At 64.9% G+C, this 20,263-nt stretch carries 19 protein-coding genes and 1 pseudogene; 15 read left to right on the top strand and 5 right to left on the bottom strand.

Features of this window, described 5'->3' with window-relative positions; all coding sequences use genetic code 11:
* Positions 1–247: 247 nt before the first annotated feature.
* From A5758_RS08610 to A5758_RS08585, 6 genes are read left to right on the top strand one after another with little or no spacing between them, the layout of a single operon-like run.
* Positions 248–1,090: an enoyl-CoA hydratase gene (locus A5758_RS08610; protein WP_067738951.1), complete on the top strand. Its 843-nt coding sequence runs from the start codon at positions 248–250 to the stop codon at positions 1,088–1,090.
* 29 nt (positions 1,091–1,119) lie between these two features.
* Positions 1,120–2,322: an amidohydrolase family protein gene (locus tag A5758_RS08605; RefSeq protein ID WP_067738948.1), complete on the top strand. Its 1,203-nt coding sequence runs from the start codon at positions 1,120–1,122 to the stop codon at positions 2,320–2,322.
* 11 nt (positions 2,323–2,333) lie between these two features.
* On the top strand, positions 2,334–4,001 hold the full coding sequence (locus A5758_RS08600) for an acyl-CoA synthetase (protein WP_067738944.1): 1,668 nt from the start codon (positions 2,334–2,336) through the stop codon (positions 3,999–4,001).
* The gene (locus A5758_RS08595) at positions 3,982–4,812 is read left to right on the top strand and encodes an amidohydrolase family protein (protein WP_067738940.1); all 831 of its coding nucleotides are present in this window, start codon (positions 3,982–3,984) and stop codon (positions 4,810–4,812) included. The genes A5758_RS08600 and A5758_RS08595 overlap by 20 nt, the downstream gene beginning before the upstream one ends.
* A 2-nt stretch (positions 4,813–4,814) precedes the next feature.
* Entirely contained in the window at positions 4,815–5,873 is a 1,059-nt protein-coding gene (locus A5758_RS08590) for an acyl-CoA dehydrogenase family protein (RefSeq protein WP_067738937.1), read from the top strand.
* A gap of 14 nt (positions 5,874–5,887) precedes the next feature.
* Complete coding sequence (locus A5758_RS08585) at positions 5,888–7,087, top strand: acyl-CoA dehydrogenase family protein (protein WP_067738934.1); 1,200 nt, start codon at positions 5,888–5,890, stop codon at positions 7,085–7,087.
* A gap of 46 nt (positions 7,088–7,133) precedes the next feature.
* On the opposite strand, the gene A5758_RS25680 is transcribed toward A5758_RS08585, so the two are convergent.
* Together A5758_RS25680 and A5758_RS08580 are read right to left on the bottom strand one after the other, a co-directional pair.
* A complete protein-coding gene (locus A5758_RS25680) occupies positions 7,134–7,307 on the bottom strand; it encodes a hypothetical protein (protein ID WP_156622551.1) in 174 nt (57 codons plus the stop codon).
* A gap of 11 nt (positions 7,308–7,318) precedes the next feature.
* Positions 7,319–8,776: an NAD(P)/FAD-dependent oxidoreductase gene (locus A5758_RS08580; protein ID WP_067738931.1), complete on the bottom strand. Its 1,458-nt coding sequence runs from the start codon at positions 8,774–8,776 to the stop codon at positions 7,319–7,321.
* A gap of 207 nt (positions 8,777–8,983) precedes the next feature.
* On the opposite strand from A5758_RS08580, the gene A5758_RS08575 reads away from it, so the two are divergent.
* Together A5758_RS08575 and trxA are read left to right on the top strand one after the other, a co-directional pair.
* On the top strand, positions 8,984–9,361 hold the full coding sequence (locus tag A5758_RS08575; RefSeq protein WP_067738928.1) for a carboxymuconolactone decarboxylase family protein: 378 nt from the start codon (positions 8,984–8,986) through the stop codon (positions 9,359–9,361).
* 55 nt (positions 9,362–9,416) lie between these two features.
* Complete coding sequence (trxA, locus tag A5758_RS08570; protein ID WP_067738925.1) at positions 9,417–9,791, top strand: thioredoxin; 375 nt, start codon at positions 9,417–9,419, stop codon at positions 9,789–9,791.
* A gap of 75 nt (positions 9,792–9,866) precedes the next feature.
* Here the strand turns inward: trxA and A5758_RS26510 are convergent.
* Positions 9,867–10,227 (bottom strand): annotated as a pseudogene (locus A5758_RS26510) (thiolase family protein); the annotation flags it as partial.
* A gap of 291 nt (positions 10,228–10,518) precedes the next feature.
* Here A5758_RS26510 and A5758_RS08560 point away from each other — a divergent pair.
* From A5758_RS08560 to A5758_RS08535, 7 genes are all read left to right on the top strand, one after another.
* Positions 10,519–13,296 (top strand): LuxR family transcriptional regulator, encoded by a 2,778-nt coding sequence (locus A5758_RS08560; RefSeq protein WP_067738919.1) that lies wholly within the window; start codon positions 10,519–10,521, stop codon positions 13,294–13,296.
* Between the two features lie 46 nt (positions 13,297–13,342).
* Positions 13,343–13,639 (top strand): hypothetical protein, encoded by a 297-nt coding sequence (locus tag A5758_RS08555; protein WP_067738916.1) that lies wholly within the window; start codon positions 13,343–13,345, stop codon positions 13,637–13,639.
* Positions 13,640–13,839: 200 nt separating this feature from the next.
* On the top strand, positions 13,840–14,604 hold the full coding sequence (locus A5758_RS08550; RefSeq protein ID WP_067738913.1) for a hypothetical protein: 765 nt from the start codon (positions 13,840–13,842) through the stop codon (positions 14,602–14,604).
* A 369-nt stretch (positions 14,605–14,973) separates the two neighbouring features.
* Positions 14,974–15,252: a hypothetical protein gene (locus A5758_RS08545; protein WP_067738910.1), complete on the top strand. Its 279-nt coding sequence runs from the start codon at positions 14,974–14,976 to the stop codon at positions 15,250–15,252.
* Positions 15,253–16,141: 889 nt separating this feature from the next.
* Complete coding sequence (locus A5758_RS25675; protein ID WP_156622550.1) at positions 16,142–16,315, top strand: hypothetical protein; 174 nt, start codon at positions 16,142–16,144, stop codon at positions 16,313–16,315.
* Positions 16,316–16,442: 127 nt separating this feature from the next.
* Positions 16,443–17,165, top strand: a complete 723-nt coding sequence (locus tag A5758_RS08540) for a hypothetical protein (protein WP_067738906.1) — start codon at positions 16,443–16,445, stop codon at positions 17,163–17,165.
* A 22-nt stretch (positions 17,166–17,187) separates the two neighbouring features.
* Positions 17,188–17,676, top strand: coding sequence for a hypothetical protein (locus tag A5758_RS08535; RefSeq protein WP_156622549.1), 489 nt, complete (start codon positions 17,188–17,190; stop codon positions 17,674–17,676).
* Positions 17,677–17,750: 74 nt separating this feature from the next.
* Here the strand turns inward: A5758_RS08535 and A5758_RS08530 are convergent, their stop codons facing one another.
* Together A5758_RS08530 and A5758_RS08525 are read right to left on the bottom strand one after the other, a co-directional pair.
* Complete coding sequence (locus tag A5758_RS08530) at positions 17,751–18,968, bottom strand: CaiB/BaiF CoA-transferase family protein (RefSeq protein ID WP_067738898.1); 1,218 nt, start codon at positions 18,966–18,968, stop codon at positions 17,751–17,753.
* Positions 18,969–18,989: 21 nt separating this feature from the next.
* Complete coding sequence (locus A5758_RS08525) at positions 18,990–20,195, bottom strand: cytochrome P450 (protein ID WP_067738895.1); 1,206 nt, start codon at positions 20,193–20,195, stop codon at positions 18,990–18,992.
* Positions 20,196–20,263: the final 68 nt, after the last annotated feature.

Genomic DNA, 20,263 nt, shown 5'->3' with positions numbered 1-20,263 from the left:
GCTTTCCCGAATTGGCGGTCGAAGAAAACGTGATGGGGACGTGGTGCTCGCCACACTGCCGGATACGGCCGCGATCCGCGGATCCGTATCCCGCGGTCGACGGCTCGGTCCAGTAAGCAGAAACACGCTGTTCGGCCGGGGTTCCCGGGGGTGTGGCGGCTGTTGTGGAAAACGGTACCGATAGGTATACAGTATGCGTACAAATGTTGCGGAATTCGTAGCCGATCGTGAGGAGGTATGGGGGTAGATGTCCCGCAGCGACGGCGCTTCCGAGGACGCAGTGCTCTACGAGGCCACCGACAGCGGCGTCGCCATTCTGACCTTCAACCGTCCTGACCGTCTCAACGCATGGGGACCGGACATCGCCGCCGGGTTCTACTCCGCGATCGACCGCGCCGAACAGGACCCGGCCATCCGGGTGATTGTGGTGACGGGGCGGGGCAAGGGTTTCTGCGCCGGCGCGTATCTGGGCGCGCCGAGTTCCGCGCCCACCTACGGCGACACGATGGAGAAGGCGAGCCAGACCAACCTCGCCGACTTGGTTGGCGAACGGCCACCGCATTTCGTGACCACGCTGCGCAAGCCCGTCATCGCGGCGATCAACGGTGCCTGCGTCGGCATCGGCCTGACCCAGGCGCTGATGTGCGACGTCCGGTTCGCGGCCGCCGGTGCCAAGTTCGCCGCGGTCTTCGCGCGGCGCGGACTGATCGCCGAGTTCGGCATCTCCTGGATACTCCCGCGCCTCACCACGTGGGGCGTCGCATTGGATCTGCTGCTGAGTGGCCGCACCTTCCTCGCCGAAGAGGCGGCCGAACTCGGCCTGGTCAAGGAAGTGGTCCCGCCCGAAAATTTGATGAAGCGTGCGCTGGACTACGCGGAGGACATCGCCCGCAACTGCTCGCCGGCTTCCATGGAAGTGATCAAACGGCAGGTGTACGGCGACGCCACTCGCGACGTCGTCGACGCCACGTCGCGCGCCGAGGTGTTGCTGCACGAGGCGATGCCGCGACCGGACGTCGTCGAAGGCATCACCAGCTTCCTCGAGAAGCGGCCGCCGCAGTTCCCCTCGCTCAACTCGACCGACGCTTAGCGCTCGCCGGTAATGCCGAAAGGAAGATCATGGCCAACTTGGATTACAAGGCGATTGACGTCGATAACCACTACTACGAGCCGCTGGACGCCTTCACCCGCCACCTCGACAAGGCGTTCAAGAGCCGCGGCGTCCAGATGGTCACTCAGGGTAAGCGCACTTTGGCCGTGATCGGGGGCCGGGTCAACCATTTCGTTCCCAACCCCACCTTCGACCCGATCATCGTGCCGGGCTGCCTGGATCTGTTGTTTCGCGGTGAGATTCCCGAAGGCGTCGATCCGGCGTCGCTGATGAAGGTCGAGCGGCTCGCCGAGCACCAGGAGTACCAGAACCGCGAAGCCCGTGTCGCGGTGATGGACACCCAGAAAATCGAAACGGCCTTCATGCTGCCGACTTTCGCATGCGGGGTCGAGGAGGCGCTCAAGCACGACATCGAAGCGACCATGGCGTCGCTGCACGCATTCAACCTGTGGCTCGACGAGGACTGGGGCTTCGACCGGCCCGATCGCCGGATCATAGCCGCGCCGATCATCTCGCTGGCTGATCCGGCCAAGGCGCTCGACGAGGTGGAGTTCGTGTTGGGACGCGGCGCCAAGCTGGTGCTGGTGCGCCCGGCGCCGGTGCCCGGCCTGGTCAAGCCGCGCTCGTTGGGTGATCCCAGCCATGACCCGGTGTGGGCCCGGCTGGCCGAGGCGGGAGTTCCGGTCGGATTCCACCTCAGCGATAGCGGTTATCTCCACATCGCGGCGGCGTGGGGCGGCAAGGCGACGTTCGAGGGGTTCGGCGCGAAGGACCCGCTGGACAATGTGCTCCTCGACGACCGCGCCATCCACGACACGATGGCCTCGATGATCGTGCACGGCGTGTTCACCCGTCATCCGAAGCTCAAGGCGGTCAGCATCGAGAACGGCTCGTACTTCGTCCATCGGCTGATCAAGCGGTTGAAGAAGGCGGCCAACACCCAGCCCCGCGACTTCCCCGAGGATCCGGTGGAGCAATTGCGCAACAACGTGTGGATCGCTCCGTACTACGAGGACGATCTGCCCGAGCTGGCCGACGTCATCGGCATCGACAAGATCCTGTTCGGTTCCGACTGGCCGCACGGCGAAGGCCTCGAATCGCCGTTGTCGTTCGCCGAGGAGCTTAACGGCTTCAGCGAATCCGACATACGAAAAGTGATGCGCGACAACGCCCTCGATCTGCTCGGCGTTCCGGTCGCCTCGGCCGTCTAGCCGCTCGCACAATGACTGAATGGACTGTAGGCGCGGTTCTCGACGCCATCGCCGACGTGGTGCCCGACCGCCTGATGACGGTGTGCGGGGACCGCAAGAGCACGTTCGCCGAATCCGCGCGCCGCACCAACCGATTGGCAAACTACCTCGAGGGCAAGGGTTTCGGCGTCTACGCGGCGCGTGACGAACTGCAGCGCTGGGAGTGCGGCCAGGACCGCATCGCACTGATCATGTACAACGACCTGTACCCCGACATGGTGATCGGATGCCTCAAGGCGCGCACCGTCCCGGTCAACGTGAACCACCACTACTCGCCCCGGGAAATCCGCGACCTGCTCGACTACATCCGCCCGCGGGCCATCATCTACCATCGCTCACTCGGCGCCCGGTTCGCCGACGTGCTGCCCCCGACCGGCACCGAATTGCTGATCTCCATCGACGACGGCAGCACGGTTCCCCAACTACCGAAAGCCATCTCGCTCGACGATGCCCTGGCCGTCGCGGGCGCCGAGCGCGAAGACGCGGGGTCGCCGGATGACCTCATCATGATGTGCACCGGCGGGACGACGGGACGACCGAAGGGTGTGCTGTGGCGGCAGAGCGACATGTACGTGTCGTCAATGGTGGGCGCCGACCACGCCAGCGTCACCGAGATCCACGAGAAGGTCGCCGGGGGAGGGCAGCCGTGGTTCGCCGTTTCTCCGCTCATGCACGCCGCCGGCATGTGGACCGCCTTCGCCGCGCTCTGCGCCGGCCTGCCCGTGGTCCTCTACGACGACCGCAGCAAGCTGGACGTACGGTCGGTGTGGGAAACCGCCGAGCGCGAGAAGGTGGGCATGATGACCATGGTGGGCGACGCCTACGCCGGGCCGCTGATCGCCGAGCTGCGCGCGCGCTCCTACGACCTGTCTTCGCTGAACGCGATCGGTACTGGAGGCGCCGCGACGAACGCGAAACACAAACGCGCACTGATGGAATGCCTGCCGCACATCACCATCATCGAGGGCTACGGATCGTCCGAGAGCGGCAACATGGCGTTCGGGCACAGCCGCGAAGGGAACGCCAGCGAAACCTTCCAGCCCAGGGAGGGGGCGACCGTGGTGTCGGCCGACCGGAGCCGATTCCTGCGGCCCGGTGAGCAGGAGGTCGGGTGGGCCGCCCGGACGGGCCGGATTCCGCTCGGCTACTTCGGCGACGCCGAGGCCACCCAACGAACCTTTCCGGAGATCGCGGGACAGCGGGTGGTGATCCCCGGCGACCGGGCATCCCTCGAACCCGACGGCACCATTCGCCTGCTGGGCCGCGATTCGCTGGTCGTGAACACCGGTGGCGAAAAGGTATTCGTCGAAGAAGTCGAGGAGGTGCTGCGAGCTCAGCCGGGCGTCGTCGATGCCCTTGTCGTAGGGCGCCCGAGCGAGCGGTGGGGACAAGAGGTCGTCGCGCTCGTCGCGATGCACGCCGATGCCCACCTCACCCAGGACGCGCTCTACGGCGCGTGCACCGCGCAGCTGGCGCATTTCAAGGCGCCCAAGGCCTTCATCTTCGTTGAGCAGATCGAACGCCTCGGGAACGGCAAGCCCAATTACCGCTGGGCCAGAGAGCAAGCCACTCAACACGTTCCGGTGATCGCGCTGGTCCCGTCCGACCCCGAAGGAAGTCATGAACACCAAAGCGATTGACTGCCTGGTGAACGTCCACTTCGGGGAAGCCGAATCTCAGCCGACGTGGATGCTCAAGGTCAGGGACGATTACTTCAAGGGTCCCAAGTCGATGTTCGCCCCGGTCGACCTCTCCGAATTGCTCGCCGAGATGGACGAACAGGACGTGCAGAAGGCGATCCTGATGGACTCGCTTGCCAACCCGTCCACGACCGCGCGTAAATTCGTCGAAGCCAGGCCGGACCGGTTCGCGCTGGCGATGGGCGGGGTCAACTTGCTGCGGCCGGTGCGGTCGCTGCGCGAACTGACCGCCATCTCAGGCGAGTTGCCTGTCGCGTATGCCGTAGTCGGGCCGAGCTTTTGGGGCGACGGTCAGTATCCGCCCAGCGACGCCGTGTACTACCCGCTCTACGCCAAGTGCGCGGAACTGGACCTTCCGCTCTGCATCAACACCGGTATCCCGGGACCACCGATCCCCGGGGAGGTTCAGCACCCGATGCACCTGGACCGGGTGTGCGTGCGATTTCCCGAGCTGCGGCTGTGCATGATTCACGGCGCCGACCCGTGGTGGGACGTCGCGATTCGGTTGCTGTTGAAGTACGCCAACCTGCGTCTCATGACCTCGGCGTGGTCCCCCAAGCGGCTGCCCGAGAGCCTGCTGCACTACATGCGCACGCGCGGGCCCAACAAGGTGATCTACGCATCGGACTGGCCGGTGTTGCCCATGCGCCGGGTCATACCCGAGGCCCGTGCCCTTGACCTGCCCGCCGAGGTGCTGGACAACTACCTTTACAACAACGCGCGAGACTTCTTCTTCGGGAAGGACGAGTAACGATGGACCGCTTCGAACTCCGCCGGCTGGACTACAGCCTGTCCGACGATCATGTGGCCCTGCGGGAAGCCTACAAGCAGTTCTTTAAGACCCACTGCTCGATCGAAACCGTCCGGGCCGCAGAGCCGTCCGGCTTCGACAAGAACCTCTGGGAGAGGTTGTGCGGGATGGGTGCGACCACGATGGCACTGCCGGAGTCGTGCGGCGGCGACGGCGCCACCTTGGTCGATCTCACCTTGGTGGCCGAAGAGCTCGGCCGGTCCCTGGCACCCGTTCCGTGGATCGACCACGTGTGCACCGCTCGCCTGCTGGGGCGGCTCGGCGCGCTAGGTGCCGGCGCCGCCGGCGTGGCCGATGGCGAACAGCTGGCCGCGCTCGACCCGCGCCTCGACGCCGGACGCGGTCCGCGCTTGATTCCCTCTGGCTCGATCGCCGACCACATCATCGTCCGCGACGGCGACGAAGTCGTGCGGCTGACCTTCGCCACCCGCCCCGCGAAGGTCGACAACATCGGCCGGCTGCCGATGGCATGGGTGGACCCGGCCGCGGCCGACACCCGTACGGTCGTCGCCGAAGGACCCGATGCGCTGGCGACGTATCGGCTGGCGCTGGACGAATGGCGGCTGCTCACCGCGGCGGCGCTCGTCGGGCTTGTGGAGGAGACCATGACGATCGCGGCCGAGTTCGCCAAGACCCGCTACACGCTGGGCGTGCCCATCTCCACGCTGCAAGCGATCTCGCACCCCCTCGCGAACACGGCTATCACCGTCCAGGGTGGACGGAACCTGGCTCGACGCGCCGCCTGGTTCTTGGACAACGAACCCGACGAGCGGCCCGAATTGGCGCCCTCCGCTTTCGTTTTCATGGCCGAGGAGGCCGCCAAGGCGGCGACCATGGCGGTTCACATCCAGGGCGGACTCGGGGTTTCGTCCGAAGCCGCCGCGACGGCGTATCTGGTGCGCGCCCGGGGATGGCCACTGGCCGGTGGTGATCCGGGCGTCACGGCGCAACGGGTCGCCGAGATCGTGACCGCCCGCGAGGGCGCGGCGCAGCCGGCCTAGGAAGGGGCGACATCATGGATTTCTCCCGCGTCGAGCTGTCGGACGAGGACAAGGCATTCCGCGACGAAGCGCGCAATTTCCTGGATACGTATATGACCGAGGAGATCAGGCGCCGGGACCGCGAAACGGGCGACAATTTCGACGAAGGTCTGCACCTGAAGTTCGGCGCGGCAGGCTATCTGGAAGCCGAGTGGAAACCGGAATCCGAAGGAGGTTTCACCCGGGTGCGGCGGCGCATCTGGGAGCTGGAGAAGCGGCGTGCACACGTGCCCTGGGTCACCTGGGGGACGACCGCCATGGTGGCCCGTTCGGTGAACAAATTCGGGTCGCCACAACTGCGCGACGAGGTGTTACCGAAAGTCTTCAGCGGCGAGGTCCGGTTGTGCCTCGGCTACACCGAGCCCGAGGGCGGCTCCGATATCGCCACCTGTAAGACCCGCGCCGTGCGCGAGTCGGATGGATCGAGCTGGGTCATCAACGGCTCCAAGATGTTCACGACCGGTGCCCACAACTGTCAGTACGTCTTCCTGATCACCAACACCGCCCCGGACTCGCCAAAGCACAAGAGCCTGACCATGTTCCTGGTGCCACTGGATTCACCGGGCATCGAAATCCAGGGAATCCGCACGGTGGATGGCGATCGGACCAACATCGTCTACTACAGCGACGTCCGGGTAGACGACAAGTATCGGCTGGGCGAGGTGAACGGTGGCTGGACCGTGCTGCGCGAGCCGCTCAACGTCGAGCACGGCGCCGTCGCCGCCGCCCCCGACGGACTGCAGGACACCTCAATCATGATGCATCAGGCTGGTTTTCTATCGCAGGCGGTGGACAAGGCCGCGGCGAGCGTGACGCGGCCCGATGGCGACGGGCGCCGGCTCATCGACGACAAATCGGTCGCATACCGGCTGGGCCGCTGCGTCGCCCGAGTGGAGACGGCGCTGGCCACCCCGAGCATCTTCGGCCGGGTCGCCATCGCGCAAACAATGCGTGACATCTCTCCGGAACTGATGGACATCCTCGGGACCGCCTCCACGCTGCCGTACGGAACCGAAGCGGCCGCCGACGACGGCAGCGCCGAATACGCCTACCGATTCGCCCCGTTGGTGGGAATCTATGGCGGCACGCTGGAGGTGTTCCGCAACATGATCGCCCAGTACATGCTCGGTCTCGGCAAGCCGGCTTACGCGGCGCCGGTCAAGAAGGTGTCCTGAGCCTGCCGTCGCGACCGACTACTGCGAGCGAAACCTGAGCGGCCCGTCAGCCGTGCCCGTAGATGATCCGCAGCATCTTGAGGTTGATACGGATGAAACGCCCCAACTGGACGAAGACGTTCTGACGCATCCGCAGCGTCGCGGGGGTGGGCAGCGGCGCGTCGGCAATGCGCTCGGCTGTCAGCGCATTCACGTCCGAATAGTTCGTTTCGTCGTCCATCGGAGTGCCTTTCACTCAGGGATCAACCACCAGAATGGGCGGGCTTTCGCCTTATAGATGAAGAGGTAATGCAACAGCAACTTGATCCAGTGGCCGGCCAAGCCGAGCTCTCCGGAGGTGCCGGCGATGTCACGACCCGTTTGGGGATACTTCACCGGGTCGGGGACAACTGGGAACATCGTCATCGCGGCCGCCGAGCCCTCACGCAATCCGGTGCCCGCCGACGCGACGCACGCGGCGCCCATGCTCGACATCGAGGCGCGGTGCGCAACACTGTTCGCTCCCTTGGTGATTCGATCGCGGATGGTCTCGGCGACCGTCTTTGCCATGATGCCCGACGGCATGCCGGTGCGCGGCGGACTGGGCGTGATGACCGTCCCGTTTGGACTCGTGCGCGGCCGAGAGATGGGATGCGGGGGCGCGAACGCGATGCCCGGCGCGAAGATGTTCGGGTAGGCAGGGGACTCATAGGTGTGCGGCCAATCCTCGGCAGACCACTCGTCATAGGGCTTGCCCGAGTAGTCTGCGTCGACCTTCAGGAAACCTGACGGCGCGAACAGAACGGAGCTGATGTCGTTGCCGCGCTTGTCGTATGCCGCGAGGTCGGCTCCCCTGAACGGGGGTAGCAGCATGGCGAAGTCGAAGTCCAATTCGTGCTCTTTGCCGTCGAGTTGCTCGTAGCGCAGCTTGCCGTCCATCACCTCATGGACGGCCGCTTGCGTGATGGCCCTGACGCCGCGCTCGCGGAACAGCGACTCGGTCCACATCCGGCTGGACTGCAGGAAGCCCTTCTCGACGAAACTCATGCCACCGACGCCGAAGTCGCCCAGTTCGTACTCGTTGGTGAGGTAGACGATTTCGGCGAGGTCTCGCACGCCGGCGGCTCGCAGCGTGTGCTCAACGTTGAAGGCGTACTCGAACGCCGCACCCTCGCAGGTGCAGGTGCCGTGTCCGACGCCGATGACGATGCGCTGCCTCTCGCCGGCCTTCATTCTGGCGATGACCCGGTCGAGCGCTTGCGCTGCTTCTACTGCGTGGGCCGCGGTGCACACCGAGTACGAGTGGCCGGCGGGCCCGAGCCCCGGAGTGGCCCCGAAGTTCAGTCGCGGTCCGGTTGCATTGATGAGGTAGTCGTACGTAATGGTGCCGGTCTGGCCGTCGTGCTCCTCATCGGTGTAGGTGAAGTCCACCGATGGTGCCGACTCATCTTCGGTGCCCTCCGGATGGATTGCCGTGGCGAGCGCTTGATGAAACGCAATGCCCTTGCGCCGGTAGATCGGCCTGAGCGGAATGAGTACCTTGGCTGGATCCATCCGGCCCACGCCGACCCAGATGTTCGACGGGATCCAGTTCCAGTCGGCGTTGGGAGAAATCACGACGACTTCGTGACTGCGACCTAGCCATCGGCGCAGGTGCAGCGCGGCGGTATGCCCCGCAATACCAGCGCCAAGGATCACGACTCGTGCCATTGATAGTCCTCCATTCCACATACCGGCATTACCCCTGCGGGATAGCTGCTCCGCAAGGGAACACCTGGCACTCCGAGGTCAGATTGCGCCCCACGACGACGCGATTCCTAGGGCCGATCGACTCTATTGGCACGGGTATATGTGCACCGCAGGACAAATTCTTGTCTAACGAGGAATACCCCTACCCGTATGGGTATTGTAACAGTCATGACGGAACACAACCACTACCAGCAGGTGCTGGACGACCTCAACCCACAGCACCGCGCCCTGCGCAAGATGATCCCGGATGTGTACCGGGGTTTTGCCGAGATGAGCAATGGCGCACTGACCTCGGGCGCCTTGGACAAAAAGTTCAAGGAGCTGATCGCGATGGCGATCGGCGTCGTAGCCGGATGTGACGGCTGCATCGCTTCCCACGCCCAGGGGGCGGCTCGTGCCGGCGCATCCAAGGAAGAGGCCGCCGAGGCGATCGGCGTCAGCATTCTCATGCACGGTGGCCCGGCAACAATCTACGGTGCACGCGCCTACAGCGCTTTTTGCGAATTCGCTGACAGGGCCGCGGACGCCGCTGGACCGCCGCAATGAACGGGCACTACCGCGTAGAGCCCATCCTCACCCTGAACTCCCGAAAGGAGCAACCATGACCGTCAAAACGCTGACCCTCGCCGATTTCGAATCGACGATACTTGCGAGTCCGATTGTCTTAGTCGACTTCTGGGCGCCTTGGTGTGGACCATGCCGGGCGTTCGCCCCGGTCTTCGAGCGGTCCGCTCAAAACCACCCGGACATCGTGTACGCCAAGGTGGACACCGATACCGAGCGCGAATTGGCAGCGACCGTGGGCATCCGCTCCGTTCCGACCATCATGGCGTTCCGGGAGGGCATCCTCGTTTACAGCCAGCCGGGGGCGATGTCACCGGCGGTGCTGGACAACCTGATCGACAAGATCAAGGGTCTCGACATGGAGCGGGTCCGCGTCCAGATCGCTGAGCGCAAAGCTGCCGTGAAGGCATAGTGGTCCAGTCGCTTCGCCCTGAATAGTAGGGAGCAACCATGTGCTACTCCGTACGCTGCCGCCACTGCGGAAAGATCACTTGGGCGGGGTGTGGTGCGCACGCCGAGAGCGTGATGAAACGGGTGCCCACCGATCAGCGATGTACCTGCGGCCGTAGCGCAACCAGATAGCGCGCGCCCGCAACGGCCCGATTGGCTCGCTGTTCGCGATGAGTCCGCCGTCGGTGTCCTGCGGCTGAATGACGTCGACGTCCTGCGGCGCCACCCCAGCCTTCCTCGAACGGCGCGCGGGAAGCGTAAACGGTCGGGGAGACGTCCTCATCGACCGGGGCGAAGGTCGTGTTGACCTCGTAGGCGCCGCGGCGGCGGGCGCGCACCTCGACCGCCGCCCGCAAGAAGATTGGTGTGCCGGTGTAGCGATGCGCAGTGTCGGCGCGGCGTCGCCCGGATTACACGACCCGCTGTAATGGGCCTTCGCGGGACGATGAACAACCACTCTTCACCCGCGAAAGTTCGTCGACCAGGCGATAACATCTCTCAACCAACCTGCAGGTTCCTCCCATTACCTATAGATTTTGCCCTATGCGAATTGATGGCGAATCATGAGCCGCGCCGGGGGGCGCTTTCGGTCGCACTCGCGCCGCGTGCCGGGCGAGATCGGTCCAGCCCGCCTCGTGTCTGGAATCGACCCGTTATCGGCCGGCGACCCGGGCTGAGGTTCAACGATCGTGGATCGGCATCCGGTCAGTCGCGCGACGGAGGCGGAGGCTGTCGCCGACTTCCTGGACGGTTGCAGTGTGAATCCGGCAAGCCTTCTGCTGGAGGGCGAAGCGGGTATTGGCAAGACGACCTTGTGGCTTTCCGCGGTGCAGCAGGCCCGCGCGCGGGGGATGCATGTGCTCGCCGCGCGCGCGGCGGCCACCGAATCAGTGACGGCCTACATCTCGTTAGCCGACCTGTTCTCGGCGGTCAAGGCCGAAGTCCTGCACGCCCTGCCTGAGCCCCAGCGGCTGGCGGTCGACCGAATCCTCTTGCAGGTCAGCGACGGCGGAGTGGCAACAGATCCGCGCGCGGTCGCCGCGGCGTTCCTCTCGGTGATCGACATCCTGTCAGGCAGCGCACCGGTGTTGTTGGCGATCGACGATCTTCAGTGGCTGGATCCGTCCACCGCCCGCGTTGTCGCTTTCGCGGCGCGGCGGTTTTCGGGTCCCGTTGGACTTCTGGCGACCGTGCGCACAGGCGACGGTGACGACGACGTGCGGTGGCTCCAGTTGGAGCAGCCCGATGCCATCACGCGAATTCATTTGAGACCATTGACCATTGGTGCCCTGCATAAGATCATTTCGGCACGTTTCGGACGCTCGATCTCCCGGCAAGCCATGCTGCGCATTCACGAAGCGTCCGGCGGCAACCCGTTCTACGCCATCGAATTGGCCCGCGCGATGACGGGCGGCGAATCCAACGCCGAGATGACGCTGCCGACCACTTTGGCCGGATTGGTCTCGTCCAGAATCGGTGACCTTGATCCTCATGTTCGTGAAGCGCTGATTGCGGCAGCTTGTCTAGCCGCGCCGACGGTCGACCTGGTATCGCGAGCGACCGACCAAGTCGTCGAGGAGTGCGTTCGCGGGCTGATGGTCGCGGAGGCACGGGGAATCGTCACGATCGAGCGTAACCGGCTCAGGTTCACCCACCCCCTGCTCACAGCTGGCGTCTACACAGAGGCCACGCCAGCGCAACGACGCGCAATGCATCGGCGTCTGGCCTCCCTGGTCGATCACGCGGAACTGCGCGCACGGCACTTGGCGCTGGCCGCCACACACGCCGATGCAGCGACAGTGGACGCACTTGATGCTGCCGCACAGCTGGCCAGCAGACGCGGCGCGCCAGCCGCGGCGGCGGAGTTCATGGAATTGGCACGTGAGTTGGGCGCCGACAGTTCCGAGCGCCAGATCCGTTGCGCGGCGTTTCACTTCAACGCCGGTGACGCCGCACGCGCCCGCGACATCCTCGAGCACACCATCGGCTCACCGGCGCCGGCACATGTGCACGCCGAAGCGCTGAGCCTGCTGGGACTGTGGAGTCTGCTCGATGGGAGCTCCCGTGACGCCGCGGCGCTGCTGCAACGGGCGGTGGCCGGGGCCGCCGAGGACGACGAGTTGCTCGTGCAAATCCTCGTGCCGTTGTCCTTCGCCCGCCTTAATATCCGCGAGTTTGACGGCGCCGCCCGCGCGGTTCATGAGGCGGTAACCACGGCGACTCGGCTGGGCGAACCGCGCCTTCTCAGCCAGGCATTAGGCATGCGGGTGCTGGTGGGCTTTCTGGTGGGCGACGGTTTCGAAGGAATGACCCTGCAGAAGGCGTTGCAGTTAGACGAAGGCGGCGAGCTGCCCTCGGCCATGCTGTGGCCAACCGCACATCGTGCGGTGTTGCTGGCCGGGACCGGCCGACTCGACGAAGGGCGTTGCGCGTTGCAGGAGATCAGGCAGCGCTACATCGAGCGGGGAGCGGAAAGCGAATGGATGATCGGCGCTTTTCACGGCGCGCTCACCGAGATGTGGCGGGGCGACTTCACCGCGGCGTCGCTGATCGCCAAGGACGCGATGGAGCGTGCGCGTCAGCTCGACGGCGACCTACCGATGTCGGTGGCGCTGATGATTCAGGCGGCGGTGGCAGCCTATGCCGGCGATGAGCACGCCGCGCGCCGCGACGCCGCGGCGGCGCTCGCTGCGGCGGAGCGGTGTGACTCGCCGGCCCTGGTCGCGGTGTGGCCTGTGACGACGCTGGGATTCCTCGAGGTGTCGCTGGGCAATTATGAAGCGGCACTGGACATTTTGGAGCCGTTGTTGAGCGCTGTCCAGCAGGCGCCGCGGGCTACCGAGATCTTCGTGGCACCGTTTGTATCCGATGCCGCTGAAGCCCTGATTCAGCTGGGCAGGCTCGATGAAGCCCAGGGATTGATCGAGGTCTTGGAAGGCAACGGATTCCGGTTGGACCGGCCCTGGATGTTGGCGGTGGGGGCACGTTGCCGCGCGATGCTCCAGGCCGGACGCGGCGACGTCACCGCCGCCCTGGCATCCGCCGAGGTGGCTCTGACCCAGCACCAACGCCTCCCCATGCCGTTCGAACATGCACGCAGCCAACTGCTGCTCGGTCAGCTGCAGCGTCGACAACGCCGTCGCGACGCCGCCGCGGCGACCCTTCAAGGAGCACTGCGGACCTTTGAACAACTCGGCACCGCGTTATGGGTTGAGCGCGCGAAATCCGAACTGGCACGTGGCGGATTGGGCAAACGCCGCTCCGACACGCTGACCCCGACCGAGGAACGCGTCGCGGAACTGGCCGTTTCGGGCTTGACCAACCGCAAGATCGCTGCCGCGCTGTTCATCAGCCCCAAAACTGTCGAGGTCAACCTGAGCCACATCTACCGCAAACTCAACATCCGCTCCCGAACGCAGCTACACCGAGCACTCGCAGCCTCGAAATTGGAATCCGATACGTGCTAGGGAAAACCCTGATGCGACGATCGCCGGCATCGGTAGCGTGGTGCCGATGGCGAATGTCGAGGAGCACACACAGGGGTTCCTCGTCGAGTGGTACGGCCCACAGGCGCCCACTAACTCGATCGGCGACGTCGTTGATCGTCTCAACAACAGTGCGGCATCCGCGTCGACTGATGGCAAGCAGGTCCGGCTGCTGACGGCGATGGGCGTGCCAGCGGACGATTACGCGTTCGGTGTCTTTGCTGCCGAGTCGGCCGCGCTCGTTGCCCAGGTTTGCCAGGATGCCGGCGATCCAGCGCAACGGATCAGCTCGGCTGTCGGCTGGATGCGATCACGGGACTGCTGACCGGCCCGGCGATACGCTCCCCGCGACCCGCGTGCGTGCCATTCGACCCGACCGCATCGCAGCGATAGGGAAATCCCCTATTTCTCCCGAACCCGCTCGGGGACCACAGTCCTAGTAACGCGGGCACACAACGAAACCGTCGCAGGGATGGCCCGGGCGCGCGCGCAGCGGCGCGTCCAATACTTCTGAAGGAAACCGTCATGACGAGAACAGAACAATCAGCACCGCTTGCCGTCGCGACCACCATCACCGGCCTTGTCGTGCTCGTAGGCGCGACACCGAGCGGCATCGCCCACGCCGATCAACAGCAAACGCGCGACTACGTCAACAATGTTCGCGGCACCACAGCGTGCCCCGGACTGACGGCACGTGGCGACCTCGACAGCGTCGCCCAGCAGTACGCGACCACCGAAAAGCCGCCGCAGGCCGGCGGGTATCCCGGGACGGTGGTCGGCTTTCTCGGTTCGGGTGATCCTTTCGCCAAGGCTGACGACAGCGTGATGTCCAAGGCGAAAAGTGCACTCGCGAACTGCAACTACACCGACTTCGGAGTCGGCTTCATCCGGCACGATGACCGCAGTGTCGACGTCGTCACGATCGTGCTGGGTCAGCCGACCAAACCGTCAGTCACCCCGCCGCAAAACCAGCAGCCTGGTCCCGGACTTGGTGCAGCGGCCGATTCGGTCATCCAGGCACGCAGCCAAACACATTGTCCGGCATTGACATATCGGACCAGCCTTGAAAACGATGCCCAGCAATACGCGCGAACGGAGAACGCCGCACTGAGGGCGGGCGAAGTGGGCTTCCTGGGTTCCGGTGACCCGATGATCAAGGCCATCCAAAGCGCCACGTCAAAAGCGAATCCCGCCATCGCCGACTGCAGTAACACGACCTTCGGTGTGGGCTTCATCCGGCACGATGACCGCAGCGTCGACGTCGTCACCGTCGTGCTGGCCAAGCAATAGGCGCGGCCGAACGAAAATCGCTGCAGCGAACCAGATTCGAGTAGAAAAGAGACGCCTGTGCGACAACATGCGGGTACGGCCATCGACAGAACACGGTATTGGCTCCGGACGACCGGTGGTGAGATCCACCGAACGAAAGCACTGGCCGCCATCGCCGCGCTGTCCTGTGTGATCGCCGGATGCGGGTCGAGCGGGCCGGGGAACGGGGCGGGCCGACCAGGGCCGTCGCAGTCGGCGGCCAACGCCGCGCCGCACGCAGGAACGCGCATCGACGCGTGCTCCATGATTGCGCCACAGGAGATTACGTCGTTGCTGGGCACTCCGGCGACAGGGGTGTCGACAGGGAAGGATCCCGATCAGGGAGACTGCATGTGGACGAACAAGGCGACCGACGAATCGGTCTCATTGACCATCAGCAATCCGGGCACCGCCCTGAACGACAAGCTCCCTCCGCCGGCGGCGGGCTTCCCCGACCCCAGCACGCCGGGGCCGGACGGCATGCGGTACATGGGTGGTGGCGGGGTCGAGTTCGCCGCCGGTAATCGCGTCAACACCGTGCAGGTGGCCGTGTTGCGGCTCTCCGCGGAGCAGGCCAACGCCGCCGCCGTGAAACTTGCTCACGAAATTGCCCCACAGGTACCCAAATAGCCCTGGCAGGTCAATGAACGCACAAGAGTAGGGATCCTCCTTATTTCCGCATCGGAGCATTCCACTTAGCGTCTTGCAAGTCGGGCGGACACCGACACGCCGGCCTGCCGCATGCGGCGTGCGGCTGGCGACGAACAGGAGATCACCATGGCCAGAACCCGAGCATCAGTTGCGGTTGTGTTCGCGGCGCTGACGGGTTCGGGGCGCTCGCGTTAACGATGGCGCCGATCGCGTCCGCCGATCCACTCGCTGCCATCCGCCAGGCGGTTAACAACGCGCGAGGAGGATCGACTTGTCCCCCTTTGAATTACAGCCTCCCCCTGGAGGGGGAGGCGCAGCATGCCATCGGCAACAACCTGCCGGGGGTGCCCCCGGCCGGACAGTACAAGGGCACCTTCACCGTCACGAAGGCCTTTCCCTTCGGGAGCGCGAACAACGCGGAGGGGCTACCCGCATCGCCGTTGGCGATGCCACCCTGCCATCAACGACTGCAGCAACAAAGACTTCGGCGTGGGTTTCTTCCGCACTGGCGATAACGATGCCGTCGCCATCGTGCTGGGTAAGCCGGCGGCCGCCCCCCCCCAGCACCACCGGCGGCCGTCCAGTGTCCGGCGGGTTGGGAAACTCCGACCGTTCCGGCTGGGCAAACTTGTCAGGCAGCAGCGAGTCCGAACAACCTTCCGATACGTTGTACCGGCAACTACCAGGTGCCTGCCGGCTCGGATTGCTCCAAGACGCCCAATCCGTCGCCTCCTGCGCCGAAGCCGCCGAAGAACGCGATCGCGGTCAATGTCGAGCAATCACCGACTTCAGTGGCGGTGACGTCAAAAACACCTCGACATTGCCTGGCAAGTGCACGTATGACGCCGCGCCGAGGAATGGGCTCTTGATGCCGGCGGTACACCGTGACTTCAACGTCAACCCGAATGATGCCACCAGGCTTGACTTCCTGGCGCCACCGCTGGGCGTCAAGTATCACTTGGTGGTGTCATGCCACGGCACGTTCAATGGCCAAGACGACGAGTTCGGCCACGTCGAACAAGACGTCACCGGCGGCCTGTGAGCTCTGAGGCGGAATGTCGCGCCAAACCGGCTGCCAAATCATTTTTGTAGGGAAACACCGTATTTCTCTGCGGCCCTGCCCGCCATAGCGTCGGAAGCAGCCCGGACCGTCGATAGGAGGCCTTCGCATGTCCAATCACTTCGCATCGCAGCCCACGCCCGTGGCCAAGCTCATTCGCGGCACGTGGCTATCACCCATGTTGCCGATTTGTGCGGCCGCCCTCACCGTCGCCGGAGCTGTCGTCGCGTCACCGACCGCCTCGGCTAACGGCGGATGCATTCCCGGCGACATCGCCGGCCAGGTTCCGCGGCTGACGCGGCCCGGCGACCACGTTTGTGTGCCCCCGGGCATCGCCCAAGAGGTTCAGAACGAGAATGCCGCCGCCGCCCGAGGCGACGGCTATGCGGGCGGTGGCGCCTACGGGCCTAAGACGTGCGTTTCGGGATTGGTATGGCGCGAAGGATACGACGGCGACGCAGTGTGCGTCTCCCCGCAGCGGCGGCAAGAAACGTGGCAGGAGAACGCCAACGCGGGCGTCGGTGCCACCGGCGGGCTGCAGCCACAGAACAACGCACCCGGGCCGGGCAAACACACCATTACCTATCAGGTCTTGGGCGGCGGTGACGTTTTCTCGGTCATCCCCGACCCAGGTACGCCGGTGTATCCGCCCAGCACAACCAAGTGGGTTTCGACGCCGTGGTCGCAGACGGTGGAGGTGACCGGAAGCAAACTTCTGGCTTTGAACTACACCGACCACAACGGTACCCATGACTGTGCGATTCGGGTCGATGGCCAACCCGCCCCGCTCACCGAGCACAAGCCCGGCAGGTGCGCCTACCAAATGCCTTGAACGCGAAGATAAAAGGTGCGGCATGACACGGATAGATACGTTCAAGGCGCTCGGTCTTATAGCTGCTGCCGCGTGTGCCGCGGTGGCGGCCGCCTTGATACCAACGGCGGTCACGGCGGGGCCCGCGTATCACCTGATCGCCACCTCGACGCCACCCACACCGCCCTCGCCGCTGGCGCCCAACGCGCAGGGGTATGCGCGCGTGACCACCGCATCGCAGGCTATTGGTTGTTCGGTGAGCGTCGCCCTGGTCGCCTGCGAAACTTCTTCGCACAGTTGGCCTCCTCGCAGCGATGGCAGACCTTTTCACACGGTCAGTGTCACGGCCGACGGCGAACTTCAGTTCGTCGACGCAGACCTGGGCGCCCTCGAGGGCAAGATCGCGCTCAGTCCGCGAACGTATTGGACCCAGGGCTGGACCATCGCCGCGACCGCCGACGCCATCACCTTTACCAATGACCACACCGGACATGGCATGCGCGTCAGCGAACAGAAGGTGCAATCGTTCTAGCGGGTCATCAGTGCCGTCGCCGCAGACGCACGTTCGGCCATGAGGCCGTACCGATCACTGTGCGGGGGCGCGGTTCACGCAATGGCCCCCGAGTCCTTCAGCTCCTCGATACGGTCCCAGTCCATGCCCAGTTCCATCAGCACGATCTCGGTGTGCTCGGAGGCCTGGGGCGCCCGCGTGGTGACCAGCGGCTCGTGGTTGAACTGCACGGGGCCGCGCACGACGCGGAAAGGCCTACCGCCGCTGGCGAGTTCGACCTCGCTGACCATGTCGTTGGCAAGGGCCTGCTCGTCGTCCACCAGGTCGAGCAGGCTCTGGAACGGCGCCCACTGACCCTTCATTGTCTTCAGGTGCTGCCGCCAGTAGTCGAAGGGCTTGCCGGCGAAGGCCTTTGCGATCAGTTCGGCGGCCGCGTTGGCATTCTGGATCAGCGGGAGCACTTCGGAGAAGCGGGGATCGTCGGCCGCCTCTGGTATGCCGAGATGCTCGAAAGTGTCGCGGATCAGGCCTGTCGGGCTGATGATGCAGAGGTTGATGGTGCCGCCGTCGGAGGTTTCGTAGTTGCCCATAAAAGGATTGACCGACATCGCGGTCGCCGAGCCCGGCATCGGACTGCGCATGACCTGTCCGGTCTCCATGCCCTGAGTCACGCTCGCTCCCGCCGCCCACCAGGCCGTGCTCAGCAACGACACGTCGAGTTCGAGGGCTTCGCCGGTGCGCTCGCGATGCAGCAGCGCCGCCGAGATGCCGCCGGCGATGAACATGCCGCCGATGGAATCGCCGAACGCGGGAATGCCTTGCCCCAGTGCGCCACCCAGCTCCTCGGGCGTCAGTGCGTACCCGATGCCGCTGCGCGTCCAGAACGCCGTCCCGTCATAGCCACCCACGTCACGCTCGGCACCCTTGTCGCCGTACGCCGAACCGCGCGCGTAGACGATGTTCGGATTCACCGCGCGAATGTGTTCCACGTCGAACTTGTGCTTCTGCCGCTGAGCGGGCATGTAGTTGGTGAGGAACACGTCGGAGGTCTTGGCCAGTTCGTAGATCACTTCCTGACCGCCCGGCGTGGATACGTCGATCCCGACGCTGCGCTTGCCCCGGTTGGGATGCTCCATCAGAGGGTGCCGCTCCGGATCGAGTTGGATGCCACCCATGTTGATGAAGCCGCGTTGGGTGTCGCCGCGCAGCGGGTGTTCGACCTTGATGACGTCCGCACCCCAGTCGGCCAGGATGGCGCCCGCCGCCGGGACGAAGGTGAATTGCGCAAGTTCCAGGACCCGGAAGCCCGACATGACTTTTACCATTTCCGGACCCTACTTTGCCTTGAACGTCACGGGAAGCGCCGTCGGGGAACGGAAGGGTTGGCCGTGAATGTGTGGGTCGTCGTCGGTGAGCAGCCTGACGTCGGTTACCCGGTCCAGCAGGCATTCGACGGCGACGCGGGTTTCCAGCCGCGCCAAGTGCAGCCCCAGACACGTGTGCTCACCGGCGGCGAACGAGATGTGCGGTTGGTGCTTGCGAAACATGTCGAACTCTTCCGACCGATCCCAGCGCCGTTCGTCGCGGTTCGCGGACCCGATGCACACGCCCACCACCGCACGTGCCGGAATCTCGACACCATCCAGCTCGGTGTCCTCGGTGGTGAATCGCTGCACGGTGGTGAGCGGCGTCTCGAAGCGCAGCCCTTCCTCGATCGCCTGCGGCAAGAGTTCGCGATCGGCCTGCACCGCGGCGAACTGGTCCGGATGGGTGAGCAGCAGGTACAGCAGGTTGCCCGACGACCGGTACGTGGTTTCCAAGCCGGCCGGCAGCAGCAGCCGGAGGAAGGAGTAAATGGCTTCGTCGCTTAGCTTTTCGCCGTCGATCTCCGCGGTGACCAGATCACCGATGATGTCCTCGGTGGGCTGGGATTTGCGCTGTTCGATCTGCTCAACGAAGTAATCCTTGAGCGCCGCCGACGCCTCGAACGCACCCTCGTAGTCGACGTGGTAGCTGATCAATTGCACGGCGCGCTTGCGGAACATCGGCAAGTCGTCGGCCGGCAGCCCCAGCAGCTGGGCGATGACGCGGGTGGGAAATTCGAAGGTGAAGTTCCGGACCAGGTCTGCTTCACCGCTGGCGATGAATTCGTCGATCAGCGCGTTGCAGATCGGCCGCACAATGGTGTTCTCCCAGCGGGCCAGCGCCTTGGACTTGAATGCAGCGGACACCAGGTTGCGATGATCGCGATGCTTCTTTCCCTCCATCGCCAGGATGGTCGGCCCCATGAAGAGGCCGATTGTCTTGTCGTATGGTGCGGAGCTGAACACTCGACCGTCCCGGAACACCGTGTTCACCGCATCGAAGGACACCGCGGAGTACTCGCGCTTGGGCATGAGCGACTCCGGCGTCTTGGAGTAGTCCATGACCGTCCCGCGGAACACCCCGGCTTCGCGGCGCTTTCGCGCGAAGAACGGGTAGGGGTCACGCAGGCTGACGGCCCGGCCGTCGGAATCGGCGGCGTGAACGTTGGTCGTCACCTTGGCTCTCCAGCATCTTCTGCGTGAACGGCATGCCCTTGCGTAAGATCGTACTGTAATTCTTACAG

This window comes from Mycobacterium sp. 852014-50255_SCH5639931 (assembly GCF_001665605.1).
Lineage (GTDB): Bacteria > Actinomycetota > Actinomycetes > Mycobacteriales > Mycobacteriaceae > Mycobacterium > Mycobacterium paraffinicum.
Note: the sequence above shows the minus strand (reverse complement) of the source record. Positions and strands in the feature narration are given on the sequence as shown.

Excerpts from the sequence above, each read along its gene's own strand:
- A5758_RS08600 (WP_067738944.1), top strand. The coding sequence starts at position 2,334 with ATGACTGAATGGACTGTAGGCGCGGTTCTCGACGCCATCGCCGACGTG.
- A5758_RS08610 (WP_067738951.1), top strand. The coding sequence starts at position 248 with ATGTCCCGCAGCGACGGCGCTTCCGAGGACGCAGTGCTCTACGAGGCC.
- A5758_RS08550 (WP_067738913.1), top strand. The coding sequence starts at position 13,840 with ATGACGAGAACAGAACAATCAGCACCGCTTGCCGTCGCGACCACCATC.
- A5758_RS25675 (WP_156622550.1), top strand. The coding sequence starts at position 16,142 with ATGCCGGCGGTACACCGTGACTTCAACGTCAACCCGAATGATGCCACC.
- A5758_RS08595 (WP_067738940.1), top strand. The coding sequence starts at position 3,982 with ATGAACACCAAAGCGATTGACTGCCTGGTGAACGTCCACTTCGGGGAA.
- A5758_RS08575 (WP_067738928.1), top strand. The coding sequence starts at position 8,984 with ATGACGGAACACAACCACTACCAGCAGGTGCTGGACGACCTCAACCCA.
- A5758_RS08535 (WP_156622549.1), top strand. The coding sequence starts at position 17,188 with ATGACACGGATAGATACGTTCAAGGCGCTCGGTCTTATAGCTGCTGCC.
- A5758_RS08545 (WP_067738910.1), top strand. The coding sequence starts at position 14,974 with ATGTGGACGAACAAGGCGACCGACGAATCGGTCTCATTGACCATCAGC.
- A5758_RS08580 (WP_067738931.1), bottom strand. The coding sequence starts at position 8,776 with ATGGCACGAGTCGTGATCCTTGGCGCTGGTATTGCGGGGCATACCGCC.
- A5758_RS08555 (WP_067738916.1), top strand. The coding sequence starts at position 13,343 with ATGGCGAATGTCGAGGAGCACACACAGGGGTTCCTCGTCGAGTGGTAC.
- A5758_RS08585 (WP_067738934.1), top strand. The coding sequence starts at position 5,888 with ATGGATTTCTCCCGCGTCGAGCTGTCGGACGAGGACAAGGCATTCCGC.
- A5758_RS08590 (WP_067738937.1), top strand. The coding sequence starts at position 4,815 with ATGGACCGCTTCGAACTCCGCCGGCTGGACTACAGCCTGTCCGACGAT.
- A5758_RS08540 (WP_067738906.1), top strand. The coding sequence starts at position 16,443 with ATGTCCAATCACTTCGCATCGCAGCCCACGCCCGTGGCCAAGCTCATT.
- trxA (WP_067738925.1), top strand. The coding sequence starts at position 9,417 with ATGACCGTCAAAACGCTGACCCTCGCCGATTTCGAATCGACGATACTT.
- A5758_RS25680 (WP_156622551.1), bottom strand. The coding sequence starts at position 7,307 with ATGGACGACGAAACGAACTATTCGGACGTGAATGCGCTGACAGCCGAG.
- A5758_RS08605 (WP_067738948.1), top strand. The coding sequence starts at position 1,120 with ATGGCCAACTTGGATTACAAGGCGATTGACGTCGATAACCACTACTAC.
- A5758_RS08530 (WP_067738898.1), bottom strand. The coding sequence starts at position 18,968 with ATGTCGGGCTTCCGGGTCCTGGAACTTGCGCAATTCACCTTCGTCCCG.